Here is a 14,431-nt window from a genome sequence, read left to right as displayed (position 1 = left end):
CCTATCCCTTCTCCTGTTTTTTCCAGATGAAACTGTCGCCGCAGACAATCTTCACCACCCTGTGGTAGGGTATTGACCGCCCATCCTTAAGTATTATAAAACCCCTCTCAAGCCTGCTGATCTCTGAACCATTTATAGTTTTAAGGTTCCTCTGAGCTCCACGGTGAACATAGCTTATCACGCATTCTTCAATATCCCATTTCGGGTGCCACATCAGCAGATCCAGGACGTTCTTGGCCATGCACCTCAGATCCTTTCCTTGATAAGCTCAACTGTACGTTCTGGCTCGGCCTTTCCACGGGTTATGCGCATAACCTGCCCTACAAGGAAGTTTATGGCAGCCTCCTTACCATCATGATAATCCTTAACGGCCTGGGGGTTTTCCTTTATGGCCTGCTCAACGGCACTTACAACCTCTGATTCATCAACGATCCCTATAAGGCCCAGGTCCTCAGCTATTTCCCTGGGGCTCCTATCGCTTACAGGCATCTCCTCCATGATCTTCTTCCCGGCCTTGCTGGTTATCTCCTTATTCTTCATCATGTTCAGGAGTTCAAGAATGTCTGATGCAGTTATACCGCTCTCTGCAAAGGTCATCCTGTTGTAGTAAAGGACCCTCTTGAGTTCATCCCTCATCCAGAGGGCTGCAGCTTCAGGGTCAAAGGACTCAGCCACCTCCTCAAAGGCATCTGCAAGTTCAAGTTCTGATGTGATGACCCGGGCATCCTCCTCCCTGAGGCCGTACTCCTCCATGAAACGTTTAACCTTGAGGTGAGGAGCTTCAGGTATGTTCTCCTTTATTTCATCAACCATTTCACCTTCAAACTTCATGGGGGGAAGGTCAGGGTCCGGTATGTACCTGTAATCCTCTGCCTCCTCCTTCATCCTCATGGACACGGTTATCATCTGTGACTCAAGGAAGGCCCTTGTCTCCTGTTTGACCTCAACACCCCTCTTCAGGAGGTTCTTCTGCCTCACCATCTCAAATTTCAGGGCCCTGTACGCCCCCTTTATGGAGTTTATGTTCTTTATTTCAACCCTGCGCCCTCCCTCGAGGGATATGTTAACATCAGCCCTCATGGTACCCTCTCCACGGGCACAGCCACTGTACTCAAGCACCCTTATAAGTTCACGGAGGAAGCTCCTTGCCTCCTCAGGGGATCTCATATCAGGTTCTGTTACGATTTCAATGAGGGGTATGCCTGAACGGTTGAAATCAACGGTTCCATGGTCCGGCCTGTACTGTCCAGGGTCCTCCTCTATGTGGACCTCCCTTATCCTCACACCGTTCAGTTCACCGTCAAGACCGAGGGGTATTGATGTCCTCTGGTAACCTGAGGGGAGGTCAGGGTAGTTGTAGTGTTTACGCATGAAGTAGCTGATCTCAGGGTTTATACTGCAGTCAAGCATAAGGGCTATCCTCAGGGCACCTTCAAGGGCCCTTCTGTTTGGGGGGTGGGGCTTTGCCCCTGGCTGGTTGAGGCAGACTGGGCAGATGTTGGTGTTGGGCGGTGCGTCCTGGTAGTTGGTTGGACAGTTGCAGAAGAGCTTTGACTTGGTATCAAGCTGCACATGAATTTCAAGGCCACACTTCATCCTAATGGTCATTCCTCCTTATGGTATGATGATTTAATGCACATTAAATTGGTCAGGTATCAGATTTTAAACTACTTTAATATTTTTCAGACACCCCTTAACATATCTTTCTATGAAGGGGTCGAGTTCAGGGTAGGACCTTCCAGTCATGAGCCTTTCTGTGTCGGTGAAGGTGCCCCTGAGCTTCCTACCTGCCCAGCGGACCTCCTCCTCAACCCTTTTACCGTAGCGGGTTCCGAACATGCGGAAAAGGGGGAACTTGGTTATCCCGTTTGCTCCGCTAAGGATCAGGGGTCCGATATTTGCAAGGTTGTCTATCCAGGTGCCTGTTATGATTTCAAGGTGAGGGAATTCTATCCGCGTCGCAGCCACCGTGCCTGCATAGTAAAGGGATGCTGGCTGGGGCTGGTCATCAAATACGGTCCCCTCATGGGGGTTAAGTGAGTAAAAGGTCACCCTGTCTATCCTGAGGTCCCTTATGAATTCAAAGAGGTATTCAAGGTCTTCAGGGGTTTCCCCGAGGCCAAGGATTAATGTTATCCCCTTTTTGAATCCGAGGTCCCCTGCGGTTTCAAGCATATCTATGATATCCTTTCGGGGTTTGCTGGGGCAGAGCTTCCTCTGAAGATCAGGGTTTGCAACCTCAAGGGCTCCTGTTATGCCGGCGACTTCAGGGCCGTAAATATCCAGTTCTGAGGTTATACCTGTGTTGAGCCATACAGGGGCCCCTGTTATATCCTTTATCCTCTCTGCTATCTTCTTTATTTCCTCTCCTGAAAATGAGCCGTAACCACCTGATAGGAACTCTATGTTCCAGCCTATCCGCCGGCATATTTCAGCCTCTGCAAGTATGGCGTTTATGTTCCTCCTGGCCTTTGAAGGTTCCTTTATCCTTGGTTTCTGGGTGCTCATGTAACAGAAGGCACAGTCACCCCTTTCACACCACCAGGAAAGAAAAACAGCCCTCTCGAGGGTTATGGTGTCACCGTGATTTTTAAGGGTGATCTTGCCGGCCCTTTCAATCATTTTCAGTACGTCCCTGTTTTTCAGTGATTCTATGACATCCATATCTAAACACTCTTTGAATGGTTGAGTATTTCCAGCAAGCCAGATCTAACTTTAATATTCGGCACTCTTTGAGAATGCCCTTATAAATTCTGTATATTTATCATCCTGCACTCTTTGAGAATACCTTTATAAAGTTTCAGATGATACCGGTACAGGTGAATGCAACAGCACCATCACTCTTTGAGAATACCTTTATAAAGTTCCAGTGAAATAAACCTTGATGTTAATATCTTCTTTATATAAGAGGACTGGTACTCATGGTTTTCTGTCCGGAATGTGGTGAGCGCAATCGTGAGGGCTCAAAGTTCTGCAGGAACTGCGGAGCGCTCATTGAGGAAAAACCACTCAAATCACGGTTCATATCAGGGGATAAATTTTCAGATACCCGCGGGGCTCTGGAGAAGAAGGAATATCATCGTGCACCTCATGAGGGAAAGGAAGGCTTTGACTGGGGGACAGTGGTCTCCGGCGCCCTTTTACTTGTTATTCTCATGCTGATCCTTGGGAGGATAATGGGTTTTACGGGTGTCCTTATAGCCACAAGCATATCAATAATTTATGTTATTTCCTCAGCCAGGAGGAAGGCCTCGGTACCTGCACTAATCATCATGACCCTCATGAGCGCTGCAGCCATATCAGCCTACTTCAGCGTATGATTTCATATCCTTGTTCATCATACCCTGTGCAATGTCAGCAGGGAGAAGGACCGAAAACTTTATATACTATGGGTGTAAATCTAATTGTACGCCTTGGGATGTGCACCGCAAACCACTGGTTTGTTATCCCTTAAGGACTTGTACTTGGCAGGTGCCGCCGTAGCTCAGTAGGTAGAGCGTTCGGCTGTTAACCGATTGGTCACAGGTTCGAGCCCTGTCGGCGGCGTCATGGGCCCATAGCTTAGCCAGGTAGAGCGCCCGGCTCATAACCGGGCGGCCATGGGTTCGAATCCCATTGGGCCCACTTAATCGGTAATCAGAGGCTCCGGTAGTGTAGTCCGGCCAATCATTTCGGCCTTTCGAGCCGAAGACTCGGGTTCAAATCCCGGCCGGAGCATTCTTACCTTTTATGATTTTACTTCATTCATCTTACATGATCATCGCTGCGGGGGTGCCCGAGCTGGCCAAAGGGGACAGGCTTAGGACCTGTTGGCGTAGGCCTACCAGGGTTCGAATCCCTGCCCCCGCACTGTGATAGAAATTCAATTGCCGGGGTGGGGTAGGTGGTTATCCTTCGGGACTGTGGATCCCGCGACTCGGGTTCAAATCTCGGCCCCGGCCCCATTCTCATCTTATCAGCCATAAAGTGGGAGCGGGGGATTCAACCCCTGATAACCCTTCTTTCTGTTGATTTTAACCTTGAGAAATGTAGGGAAAATTATTTATTCTAAACATGACCTAAGAGTATGTTAATAGTTCCTGGTTGATCATAATGATACGTATTGAAAGGACATGCGCCTGCCTGAAGGCGTCTGTGCTTCTGAACGGTGAAGAGATAGGGGTCATGGAGGGCATCTACCTTACCCAGTGGTTCCTGAAAAACAGGTACCACTTCACAGGGACCTTCATACGATTCACACCCCTTGATGAAGAGTTCAATCGCTCGGGTATAAAGGTTGACATATATCTCCCGGATCAGAACATCATCCTTAAGGAGGCCCTCATAGACTGGCTGAGTGATACAGGGAGGGGCACATTCCGGGCCCGGAGGATTGAAAGCAGTATCTAGTGCCTGGGATCATATAGGTTCAAAATAGCGTTGCCTGATGATTGAAGGCATTCAGGGTGTAATGATGGTTAAGAAGGGATCAAGGGAGGAGAGGGATCTGGTTAAACTCCTCTGGGACAATGGCTTCGCTGCAATGAGGGCGCCCGCCTCTGGGGGCGCAACAAAGAAACCACTCCCTGATGTAATTGCAGGTAATGGGAGGATATACCTTGCAATTGAGGTTAAAACCACATCAAGGGACAGGATATATATTGATTCCCGGAAGATGAATGGTTTAAAGGAGTTTTCAGACACCTTCGGGGCCAGGCCCTACATAGGAATAAAGTTCAAGTACAGGGACTGGATATTCCTCTCACCCGAGGACCTTGAAGTCACACGGGCAGAGAACTACCGCCTTGACCTGGACATAGCACTTGAGAGGGGCAGGGATATACATGAGATACTGGGGAGGGAGAGGCAGACCCGCCTCGGATGACTGACCGCAAACTTTAAATACTAATTCTAATATTAGTTACTTTATGCCAAGGTAGCTTAGTGGCGAAGCGGTGGACTGCAGATCCATTACACGTGAGTTCAAATCTCACCCTTGGCTTCAAAATATTTCCTTTGTATGGGGTCATGGTGTAACCAGGCTATCATCTGGGACTCCAGTTGTCTTTGAAGAAAATGCGCGCTCTGACTACAGTATGATGACCAATTGGAGTACTGAGACAAGAGAAATCCTAGGATCTGGGTTCAAATCCCAGTGACCCCATCACCCCCTTTTTCTGAGGCATAATAATGATCCAGAGATTAGGAGATATCACAGCGATAGAAGGAGCACTTTTTGATTCTAACGTCTACATAATCGCTGATACAGCAGTTGATACAGGTACAGGGATGGATCCACGGAGCCTTCTGGGGAGGATGAAGGAGGCGGGGATAGAACCCTCCAGCATAAAGCATATCGTGAACACCCACTGCCACTTTGATCATACCGGAGGCAACCACCTCTTCGATGCAGACATTGCAGTGCACCGCCTGGATGCAGAGGCCCTGCGGACGGGTGATGATAAAAGGACGGTGGCCTACATGTTCTCAGCGTCAAGTGAACCCATGGAGGTGGCGGTTGAACTGGATGACGGCGACTTTATCGGCGACTTTGAAGTCATACACACGCCAGGCCACACCCCTGGAAGCATCTGCCTCTACGATGGAAAATCGCTCATCTCAGGGGACACGGTGTTTGCCAACGGGGGCTTTGGACGTGTTGATGTTGGAGGAGACATCAACGACCTTTCAGAGTCCATTAAAAAACTCAGAAGACTCGATGTTGATAACCTCCTTCCCGGCCATGGGCCCTGGGTTGATAATGGTTCATGGCACATAGAACTCGCAGCGAGATTTCTGGGCCTTTAGAACGGGTTTTTATTTAACCGGAGTTTGCAGGGGACAGTGCTAAACTGGATGTTACATTGAGGAGGATGAAACTCCCTGCTCCCATGACATGCTCCCCTATGAAAAATTAATAATGCTTTGTGAAAGGTATTAACCCGTGAACCTTTTTGTGGCTTCATTCACGGCATCAGATTTAACCAGGACAGATATCTTGGCCCCCCTCTCAAGGACCATGTCTGGCTGGGGTATCATGAGGTCACCGTTACTGTAGATGGCAACGATTATATAGTTCTCTGTTGGTGAAACATCCTTAACCTTCTTGCCAACGATTTTGCTGTTCTTGATTTCCATGTCAAGGATCTCAGCATCACCATGCCCCAGAACTATGAGGTCGGCCACCTTGGGCCGTGTTATCAGTTTTTCAAGGTACCCTGCGGCTGTACGCTCAGGGCTTATAACATAATCAATACCTACCTTGTGGAAGGCATCCTCATGGTCAGGGTTGCTTACCCTAGCGATTATCTTCGGGATATTATACTCCCTGACAAGTATGCAGCTTAAAAGGTTCGCCTCATCATTCCCGGTTGCAGCGACAAAGACATCGGCGTTTTTAATGTTTGCCTCCTCAAGGGTCTTTATGTCGGTCCCATTGCCGCAGATCACAAGGGCGTCCAGTTCAACCGCTGCATTGGCACAGAGGGTCTCATCATTCTCTATGAGGGTAACATCGTTTCCATCTGATATAAGGAGGTTTGCCAGTGTTAATCCAACTCTTCCTCCACCCATTATAACAACATACATATCCACACCTTTAAAATTTCAGGAAGAAACAAGATAAAATTCACTAGTTCTTCTGTCTCAATCATCCTTAATAAGCTTTTCACAGGCACACTTTTATATGTAGGGGTGTATATGGGATTCACTGGAATTTGAAGATCTCAAGGAAGCTGCGTATAAGGACAAGAACAGGGATTATTTCAAGTCTTCCAAGCCACATGCTGGTTATAAGTGCCATTTTAGGTACAGGGGGGAGTTTGAAGCTTGTTATACCCATACTGAGGCCGACGTTTCCCTGTGCGGATGCGGCCTCAAAGAGGGAGTTAAGGGGATCATAACCATAGATGATGAGGACTGACCATGTGAAGATTAAAAGAACAAGATAGAGGCTTATATATGAACCAGCCTCCTTTATCTCAGTGTCACTCACACTCCTACCCGATATCTTTTTCGGTATAACCGAGCCCTCAGGGGTGATTATACGTATTATGTCCCAGTAGACCCCCCTGAGTACCGTGATAACCCTTATGATCTTCACTGCCCCGGTGGTTGAACCGGCAGCCATCCCTATGATCATACAGGTTATAAGGATTACCTTGAAATAGGCAGGCCAGGCAATAATCCGTGCAGCTGAATCTATACTTGAACCCGTGCAGCTCAGGGCGGATACAACGTGATAAATTGACTCCAGGGGTGCGATGCCCCCAACGTACACCGCGAGGATGGTGAAGAGGCCTATGAACACGAAGGTGGTCTGTAACTGTATATCATGCAGGACATCCATGAAACGCCCCTTAATGGCCTGGTAGTGGACCAGGAAGCTTGTACCACCGATTAGCATGAGAAGGATTGTTATCATGTACACAGCAGGGTTCTGATAGTATCCGATGTTCTGGTTCTTAATGGACATCCCGCCGGTGGATAGATTGGTGAGGGTGTTGTTCACGGCGTCAAAGAGGGGCATGCCCGTCAGGCCGTAGAGTACTATGCCAAGGAGGGTGTATGTGAGGTATATCCACCATATAGTTTTAACGGTGTTTGCTATGCTGGGCTTTATCCTCTCTTCACGGGCTTCTGATTTGTATAAACGTGAAGCAGCGGTCCCGGGCCTTATCAGTATACCTATAACCACGATTACAACACCAAGACCACCTATCCACTGCTCCAGACTTCTCAGAAACAGTATTGATGCAGGGAGGGATTCCACATCACTGAAGATTGTAAGGCCGCTACCCGTCCAGGCAGACATGTTCTCGAAGAATGCGTTGAGGAAGTCTATCTCCAGTACAAGGATCATTATAAGGCTCCCTATGAGGGCCGCCCATAACCATGCCAGGCATGCAACCATCATACCATGCTTCAGTCTTATGTTGCATGCTTCAGGTGAGTACCTTTTCAGGAGGGTCCCGAGGGATAACGATATAAAGGAGGGTATAAGGAAACCCGTGAAGTTACCCTCACCGTAAATAAGGGCGACTATCATCGGCAGCGCAACAACAAATCCCACGCCCTGCATTATTGTCCCAAGATACTTGCCAACAGTGAACAGATCCCTCTTCCCAAAGTACCTCATGTTACCATATAAGAAATGGGGCTATCGGAATATAAATTTTTGGAAGGGATAATCGACTATTAAAAACAGGATTCAGTATCAGGTGCATGTATAATCAGTAGAGGGATTCCATAGCTCAATGTATGGGTCCAGTTAAAAAATAAATTTCGGTCAGTAGAATGGATTCTACTGCAATTCAGAACTTAATAATTTAATTTATTCCACAACTTCAGCGAAAGCGAATTTACGCCTGGTTGCACTTATCCTTATTTTAACTTCGTCCCCGACGCCTGCACCGGGCACAAAAACAACGAAACCTTCAACACGGGCTATTCCATCGCCATCTCTGCCGAGGTCTTCAATTTTAACTTCGTACTCCTCACCAACATTTACGGGTGTGGAGTATGTTTCCTTCCTGTAGTAACTATCTCCAAACAATTCATCACATCCTTATGCAGGGACCGCATAAAAACCATAAATTAATTCAAACCAGAAACAGTAAGAAATAATAAATGACCTCAATGCAATCCCATACATTAACCTTAAACCTCATGCTATATAAAGGTATGTGAACTCATCTCATATCACAGGTGATTTCTTTGCTGGGCATAATATCAGATTCACATGACAACCTTGAAGCAATAAGGAAGGCGGTTGAATTCCTTAACACAGAATCTGTGGATCTTGTTATCCATGCAGGGGACCTTATATCTCCCTTCACAGCCCCTGAGTTCCGGAAGCTTGAGATGAAGTTTGAGGCCATATTCGGAAACAATGATGGTGAGAGGGATGGCCTCAGGGAGGCCTACAGCGACATCACAGACCTATCTGACTTCAAATCCCTGCAATTCGATGGCCTCAGGATAGCTGTTATCCATGGCCACAGCAGGGACGTCCTTGAATGTGTGGTGGACTGCGGGAGATACGACCTTGTTGTGTGCGGCCACACCCACCGGCCGGAAATATCAGACTCAGGGGCCTTAACCGTGAACCCGGGTGAACTCTGCGGCTACCTCTCCGGGAAGCGGACACTGGCCCTCCTTGACACTGACAGGCTTTCATGTGAAATCATTGAGCTCTAAGGGGTGCTGATTTCTGATGGTGGATGGGAGATGGTAGGCTGAAGTTTAAGATTTCATTTGCTGATCCGTGATACGGGTGGGGATATTTTAATTGAACTTTAAGATCTGGTTGTTGATCCGATGAAACATAAAGGAATAATCCTCATAATAATAGGTGTAGCTGCCCTTGCAGGGATGATAATCTTCATAGGGCCCGGTGAAATTGAGGGAGCCCTGCAGAGGGCCGATCTCCTCTATGTAATCATGGCAGTTATCCTTGAATTCCTGATACTCTGGCTTCTTACGTTGAGGTGGTCCATAACCACCAGGGCTGTTTCCATAGACGTAAGAAAGAGGCACCTTTTTCCGATGTTACTTGTTGGAATGGCCATTAACAATCTGACACCGAGTGCAAGGGGTGGTGGCGAGCCTGTAAGGGCATACATGCTTGGTAAGTATTCAAGGGCATCCATGGAGTCATCCTTTGCAACCGTGATAGCGGACAGGGGCCTTGACACCTTCCCCTTCATCTTCCTGGCAATACTCACAATCGTGGGCATAGTACTCTACTTCAACCTGGCCCTGTGGATGGTGGCATTACTGATAGTATCGGTTGTTATAGTTGTGGCAGCATTCTTTCTGGCCCTCTATGTGTCGGTTGACAGGGAGTCAGGGGAGAGGATTGTGAACTGGGCCCTGGGTATTGTGAAGAGGTTCTACAGGAGGAACTATGCGAAGATTGAGGCGAGGGTGAGGGGTGCGCTCAGGGAGTTCCAGAGCACCATGAGGATCATGCTGGCCGACAGGAACGTCCTGATTTATGGCATTCCCCTCTCATTCATCCTATGGTTCCTTGAGATTCTGAGGGTTTACCTTATCTTCGCCGCCTTCGGGGCCCCTGTCTCAATTCTTGTAATAGCAGAGGTATTCATACTGGCAACCCTCATAGGGATGATACCCCTGCTTCCAGGGGGGGTGGGTGCTGTTGATGGGATAATGATAGTCTTCTATTCAGCTGCAGGTGTTTCACCATCGGTAAGCGCGGCGGTAACGGTTGTTGAAAGACTGATCTCATTCTGGATGGTCTCTGCAATGGGAATCGCCGTCCTCCCGTACTTCGGATCATCTGTTGCAGAAAAACTCATGGATAAACTCTAACCCGGCGTAGATTTATAGGAATGCCTGTATAAACGGTGAGAACCTGCCATTAAATGCACTTTGTGCCCAGATTCACACAAATACAAAAGGATTTATCTGGTGAGGACATAAGTACATACAGATAGGGGACACCGAGAAAGGAATATGATTCCATGGTTAGGGGGATACCATGATTGAAAAAATTTTCTTAACTGAGAAACTGCAGGATGAAAACCCGTATGAAAAACTGGTGAATGAAATACGTTCATCACCAGATTACCTTAATCTGATCCTTGAAGCATCTGATCCCTGGATCCTACAGGATATGAATGGGTTCATACTGGACCTGAGCGCTTCATTTGCAGATAAAATTGGCTATGATCCCGATAAACTCAGGGGCAGGTATCTGCAGGCCCTCAGGGCGGTTCCACTCATACAGAGGTCAAGGCTGAGGATAGTCCTGGACAGGATAGGGGAGGGAGTACTCCCTGAACCCACTGTTTTTGAATTCATGGATCCTGAAGGCCAGCCAGTTCCCCTGGAACTCAATTTCAGACCCCTCGAGATTTCAGGACAGATTTTTGTACTTGTGACTGCGAGGGATGCTTCGGGAAGGCTGGATGAGGCTGAAAAACTTGGAAGAAAGGTTGAGGAACTTGAGAACATCATAGGCAACCTTTACAGACAGATCGACAGGAACCTGCAGATCATAACGAGTATTGTGAACCTCCAGTTCCCCTACATAAAGGATGATGCCGACTTCGAACTTCTCAGGGATACCCAGAACCGGCTTAAATCCATAAGAAAGGCATATGAGAAACTCATCCAGGAGAATTCCTTTGACAGTATAAACTTCTCAGGATACGCAAGGAGTATTGTATCGGGGATTTTAAGCACCTACTCCCCTGAACCCGGTAACATAAAGCTTGAACTTTACTTTGAGGATGCTGACATGCCCCTGGATCTGGCGGTGCCAATGGGGATGATACTCTCAGAACTCCTTTCAAACAGTTTCAGGCACGCCTTCACAGATGGACGTGATGGAAGGATAAGGGCGGTTTTCAGGAATAAGGAAGACCATTACATGCTTGAAGTCAGGGATAACGGGATGGGGTTCCCGGATGGTGTTGGCTTTGAAAACTCGGATACCCTGGGACTCCAGCTCGTTAGGAACCTCATCAATCAGATTGAGGCAAAGCTGGATTACACGCTCTCACCAGGCACATGTTTCAGGATAAAGGTTCTAAAGCCGGGGATCAATGATTGATTTTCTCCTGAGGATTATCTAAAGGAGGGAGCTGTTCCTGATTTCACAGTAAGGTTAACGGTATTCTGAGTTCGTGCTGATGAAACCGTACTATTTTTCCCTATAGGATCCTGTATTCTGGATGGGCCGGGCACTTCATTCTATTTTTGGCGGGGATTAAAGTAGAAAGATATATTAGACATTCCTTTATTAATTCAATCTGGTGATAATCATGGAGATAAACGGTGTTGAAATAGAAGACACATTTGCAGAGGCCTTTGGGATTAAGGTTTCAAGGGTCCTTGTAACTGCTGCAACAAAAAAACTTGCCAGAATAGCTGCAACAGAGGCAACGGGTTACGGAACATCTGTCATAGGCTGCCCTGCAGAGGCTGGCATAGACAGCTACATCCCACCGGAGGAAACACCCGATGGAAGACCAGGATACACCATAATGATCTGCAACCCATCCAAGAAGAACCTTGACCATGAACTCCTTGAAAGGGTGGGTATGGGTATACTCACAGCACCCACCACAGCAGTCTTCGATGCCCTTGAAGATGAGGATGAGAAGCTGAACATAGGTTTCAAGCTCAAGTTCTTCGGAGACGGGTATGAGAAGGAACTTGAAATCGAAGGCAGGAAGATCCACTCAATACCAATAATGTCAGGCGACTTCCTCATCGAGAGCGAACTCGGAATAAAGGATGGAGTTGCCGGTGGAAACTTCTTCATAATGGGTGACAGTCAGGCATCAGCCCTCCTGGCGGCACAGGCAGCAGTGGATGCAATAGAAGCTGTTGAAGGCACAATCACACCCTTCCCGGGTGGTGTGGTGGCTTCAGGTTCCAAGGTGGGTTCAAACAAGTACAAATTCCTGAATGCATCCACCAATGAGAAGATGTGCGTCACCCTCAAGGACGAGGTTGAGGGCAGTGAAATCCCTGAGAACGTCAACGGTGTCTATGAGATAGTCATCGACGGTGTAAATGAGGAAGCAGTCAGGGAGGCCATGAAGGAGGGTATAAAGGCTGCCTGCACGGTTCCGGGCATAATCAAGATAAGCGCCGGGAACTATGGAGGTAACCTTGGAGCGTACAAGATAAAACTCCACGAACTCTTCTGATCATTCTATACAGAATTTTTCCATCATTTCATTTTCAACGATCTCCCATATCTCCTCCTCGGTGAGGTTCACACCAAGAAGGATGTTCCTCTTTCTGAGTTCGGCTTCAATCTTCTTTATAGCCCGGACACTATCCGCTGCAACGGTATGGGAGTGGATGTTCCTTGATATGCTGTAGAGGGCTGTGAGGGATCTCCTGGCATCGGGTTTCTTCAGTTCCTCCTGACACCTCTCAAGGTCCTCCCTGTTCCTGATGTTAAGGTTCCTGGTGACGACCTGGCGGACCCCCGGGAGGTAGTGCTTGGCATCAAGTATGCGGCCCCCATGTCTGATTATGATCTCCTTGTCATCGGTCTCCTCCACACCATGCTTTATCAGCATCTCAGCAACCCTCCCGGATTTCTGGATCAGGGACTTGATCTCCTGGAGGTTAAGGTTAACGCCCAGGAGGAAACCGGCATCCCTGAGTTCCTTCTCAACCCTTTCAAGACTCTTTGTGTCAGGGCCTGAGATCCTGTGGCTGTGTATACCCCCACCTGAGAGGGTGTAGAGGCGGTCAAGGGATTCAAGCTTACGTGAATCGCTCCTCAGTGTTTGGATGAAGCGGTCAACATCCTCCATTGAATCCACACCGACATTACGCCTCAGGGGCTCTGAAAAGCCAGGGAGATAGTACTCTATGTCCTCTATGGTGCATCCATGGTTTATTATGATCTCAGCCTCCCTCCGGATATCCTCCACCCCATGGTTTTCAACGACACTCATCTCGGGCCTGATTATTATCTCAACGATACGCCCGTATTTCCTTGCAACCTCCTTTATCTCATCCTCATCCAGGTTCACACCCAGGAGGATGCCTTCCCTTTTCAGTTCATCAAGCGCCCTGTTCAGGCTTTCCCTGTCAGGCCCGGATATCCAGTGGGAGTGTATCCCGCTTACAGATTCATATATTCTGGTAAGGGAGGCCTTCCTGTTCCTGTCCTCTTCAAGACTCCTGAGGAACCTTTCAACCTCCTCCCTGCTGGAAACGCCTATCTTCCTGATGAGGGGTTCCCTGAACTCTGGAAGATGATACTCTATGTCCTCCAGGGTGCAGCCATACTTAACTATTATCTCGGCCTCCCTCCCGATATCATCAACATCATGCTTCACGGTGATCCTGACCATTGTGGGTTCCATGGCCGCGAAGTATATGTCCTCACCGCCGCTGATCTCTGGTGAAACCACACGGTCAGCTCCTGCACGGTAGAGCCTCCTTACGTTCTCCTTTTTACTGGCCCTCGTAACTATCCATATATCCGGGTTCAGCTCCCTGCAGGTGAGGGTTATGAAGAGGTTGTCGACGTCGTCGCCGGTGGCTATTATCACGCCCCTGGCCCTTTTTATACCGGCCGACATCAGGGTTTCCTCATCGGTGGCGCTTTCTGGTATGGCCAGGACCTCTGGATCATCCCAGAGTTCCTTTTCAACTATTTCACGATCCTTTTCAATTATTATAGCCTTCTGATTCCTCTTCTTGAGTTCATTAAAAACCGAAGATCCCACACGGCCAAAACCACATAGAATAAAATGGTTGTTCATCGATCTCATTAACCTGCGTATCCTTGCACCTGAAATGGTTTCCTGGAGGGTCATTGCCACCACCGAGACGGTTAAACTGAAGACGTATGCAATTAGCCCCACACCACCAAGGGCAAGGGTGACCGAGAATATCTTCTGGGTCACGGTAAGGGGGGTTATATCACCGTAACTTTCTTCCTTCATCA

The 14,431-nt window shown here is 48.1% G+C and carries 15 protein-coding genes and 7 tRNA genes; 15 read left to right on the top strand and 7 right to left on the bottom strand.

Annotated elements, in window-relative coordinates; genetic code table 11:
- Position 1 precedes the first annotated feature (1 nt).
- The 3 genes from N5910_RS08640 to N5910_RS08630 all read right to left on the bottom strand — a co-directional run bounded on the left by N5910_RS08640 (position 2) and on the right by N5910_RS08630 (position 2,664).
- Positions 2–241 (bottom strand): DUF504 domain-containing protein, encoded by a 240-nt coding sequence (locus tag N5910_RS08640; RefSeq protein ID WP_074359524.1) that lies wholly within the window; start codon positions 239–241, stop codon positions 2–4.
- Between the two features lie 5 nt (positions 242–246).
- Positions 247–1,596 carry an Asp-tRNA(Asn)/Glu-tRNA(Gln) amidotransferase subunit GatB gene (gatB, locus tag N5910_RS08635; RefSeq protein ID WP_074359828.1) on the bottom strand — a complete coding sequence of 450 codons (1,350 nt, stop codon included), beginning with the start codon at positions 1,594–1,596 and terminating at the stop codon, positions 247–249.
- 66 nt (positions 1,597–1,662) lie between these two features.
- A complete protein-coding gene (locus tag N5910_RS08630) occupies positions 1,663–2,664 on the bottom strand; it encodes a radical SAM protein (RefSeq protein WP_261599565.1) in 1,002 nt (333 codons plus the stop codon).
- Between the two features lie 257 nt (positions 2,665–2,921).
- Between N5910_RS08630 and N5910_RS08625 the strand changes: the two genes are divergently transcribed.
- The 11 genes from N5910_RS08625 (at position 2,922) to N5910_RS08575 (ending at position 5,787) form a co-directional block, all read left to right on the top strand.
- Complete coding sequence (locus tag N5910_RS08625; RefSeq protein ID WP_261599564.1) at positions 2,922–3,320, top strand: zinc ribbon domain-containing protein; 399 nt, start codon at positions 2,922–2,924, stop codon at positions 3,318–3,320.
- Positions 3,321–3,473: 153 nt separating this feature from the next.
- A tRNA-Asn gene (locus N5910_RS08620) sits at positions 3,474–3,546 on the top strand.
- Between the two features lie 4 nt (positions 3,547–3,550).
- Positions 3,551–3,624, top strand: a tRNA-Ile gene (locus N5910_RS08615).
- 18 nt (positions 3,625–3,642) lie between these two features.
- Positions 3,643–3,717: transfer RNA gene (locus tag N5910_RS08610), tRNA-Glu, on the top strand.
- A gap of 48 nt (positions 3,718–3,765) precedes the next feature.
- Positions 3,766–3,849 (top strand) — tRNA-Leu (locus N5910_RS08605).
- A 19-nt stretch (positions 3,850–3,868) separates the two neighbouring features.
- Positions 3,869–3,944, top strand: a tRNA-His gene (locus N5910_RS08600).
- A 148-nt stretch (positions 3,945–4,092) separates the two neighbouring features.
- Complete coding sequence (locus tag N5910_RS08595; protein ID WP_074359521.1) at positions 4,093–4,389, top strand: hypothetical protein; 297 nt, start codon at positions 4,093–4,095, stop codon at positions 4,387–4,389.
- Positions 4,390–4,453: 64 nt separating this feature from the next.
- Entirely contained in the window at positions 4,454–4,864 is a 411-nt protein-coding gene (hjc, locus tag N5910_RS08590) for a Holliday junction resolvase Hjc (RefSeq protein WP_074359520.1), read from the top strand.
- Between the two features lie 45 nt (positions 4,865–4,909).
- Positions 4,910–4,981: transfer RNA gene (locus N5910_RS08585), tRNA-Cys, on the top strand.
- A 20-nt stretch (positions 4,982–5,001) separates the two neighbouring features.
- Positions 5,002–5,143: transfer RNA gene (locus tag N5910_RS08580), tRNA-Trp, on the top strand.
- Between the two features lie 26 nt (positions 5,144–5,169).
- Positions 5,170–5,787 (top strand): MBL fold metallo-hydrolase, encoded by a 618-nt coding sequence (locus N5910_RS08575; protein ID WP_191216227.1) that lies wholly within the window; start codon positions 5,170–5,172, stop codon positions 5,785–5,787.
- A gap of 129 nt (positions 5,788–5,916) precedes the next feature.
- Here N5910_RS08575 and N5910_RS08570 read toward each other — a convergent pair whose 3' ends face one another.
- The 3 genes from N5910_RS08570 to N5910_RS08560 all read right to left on the bottom strand — a co-directional run bounded on the left by N5910_RS08570 (position 5,917) and on the right by N5910_RS08560 (position 8,533).
- Positions 5,917–6,567 carry a potassium channel family protein gene (locus N5910_RS08570; protein ID WP_191216226.1) on the bottom strand — a complete coding sequence of 217 codons (651 nt, stop codon included), beginning with the start codon at positions 6,565–6,567 and terminating at the stop codon, positions 5,917–5,919.
- 118 nt (positions 6,568–6,685) lie between these two features.
- Positions 6,686–8,116, bottom strand: coding sequence for a TrkH family potassium uptake protein (locus N5910_RS08565; RefSeq protein WP_191216225.1), 1,431 nt, complete (start codon positions 8,114–8,116; stop codon positions 6,686–6,688).
- Positions 8,117–8,311: 195 nt separating this feature from the next.
- The gene (locus N5910_RS08560; RefSeq protein ID WP_013296439.1) at positions 8,312–8,533 is read right to left on the bottom strand and encodes a TRAM domain-containing protein; all 222 of its coding nucleotides are present in this window, start codon (positions 8,531–8,533) and stop codon (positions 8,312–8,314) included.
- 152 nt (positions 8,534–8,685) lie between these two features.
- Here N5910_RS08560 and N5910_RS08555 point away from each other — a divergent pair, with 152 nt between their 5' ends.
- The 4 genes from N5910_RS08555 (at position 8,686) to fhcD (ending at position 12,665) form a co-directional block, all read left to right on the top strand.
- A complete protein-coding gene (locus N5910_RS08555) occupies positions 8,686–9,177 on the top strand; it encodes a metallophosphoesterase (RefSeq protein WP_084531290.1) in 492 nt (163 codons plus the stop codon).
- 120 nt (positions 9,178–9,297) lie between these two features.
- Positions 9,298–10,314, top strand: a complete 1,017-nt coding sequence (locus N5910_RS08550; RefSeq protein ID WP_191216224.1) for a UPF0104 family protein — start codon at positions 9,298–9,300, stop codon at positions 10,312–10,314.
- 169 nt (positions 10,315–10,483) lie between these two features.
- Complete coding sequence (locus N5910_RS08545) at positions 10,484–11,560, top strand: sensor histidine kinase (RefSeq protein WP_191216223.1); 1,077 nt, start codon at positions 10,484–10,486, stop codon at positions 11,558–11,560.
- 211 nt (positions 11,561–11,771) lie between these two features.
- Positions 11,772–12,665 (top strand): formylmethanofuran--tetrahydromethanopterin N-formyltransferase, encoded by an 894-nt coding sequence (fhcD, locus tag N5910_RS08540; RefSeq protein WP_191216222.1) that lies wholly within the window; start codon positions 11,772–11,774, stop codon positions 12,663–12,665.
- Here fhcD and N5910_RS08535 read toward each other — a convergent pair whose 3' ends face one another.
- Positions 12,666–14,429, bottom strand: coding sequence for a 3H domain-containing protein (locus tag N5910_RS08535; RefSeq protein WP_255477805.1), 1,764 nt, complete (start codon positions 14,427–14,429; stop codon positions 12,666–12,668). It lies immediately after the preceding gene.
- Positions 14,430–14,431 lie beyond the last annotated feature (2 nt).

Source organism: Methanothermobacter wolfeii (assembly GCF_025397995.1).
GTDB classification, from domain to species: domain Archaea; phylum Methanobacteriota; class Methanobacteria; order Methanobacteriales; family Methanothermobacteraceae; genus Methanothermobacter; species Methanothermobacter wolfei.
This window is presented reverse-complemented; position numbering and strand designations above follow the sequence as displayed.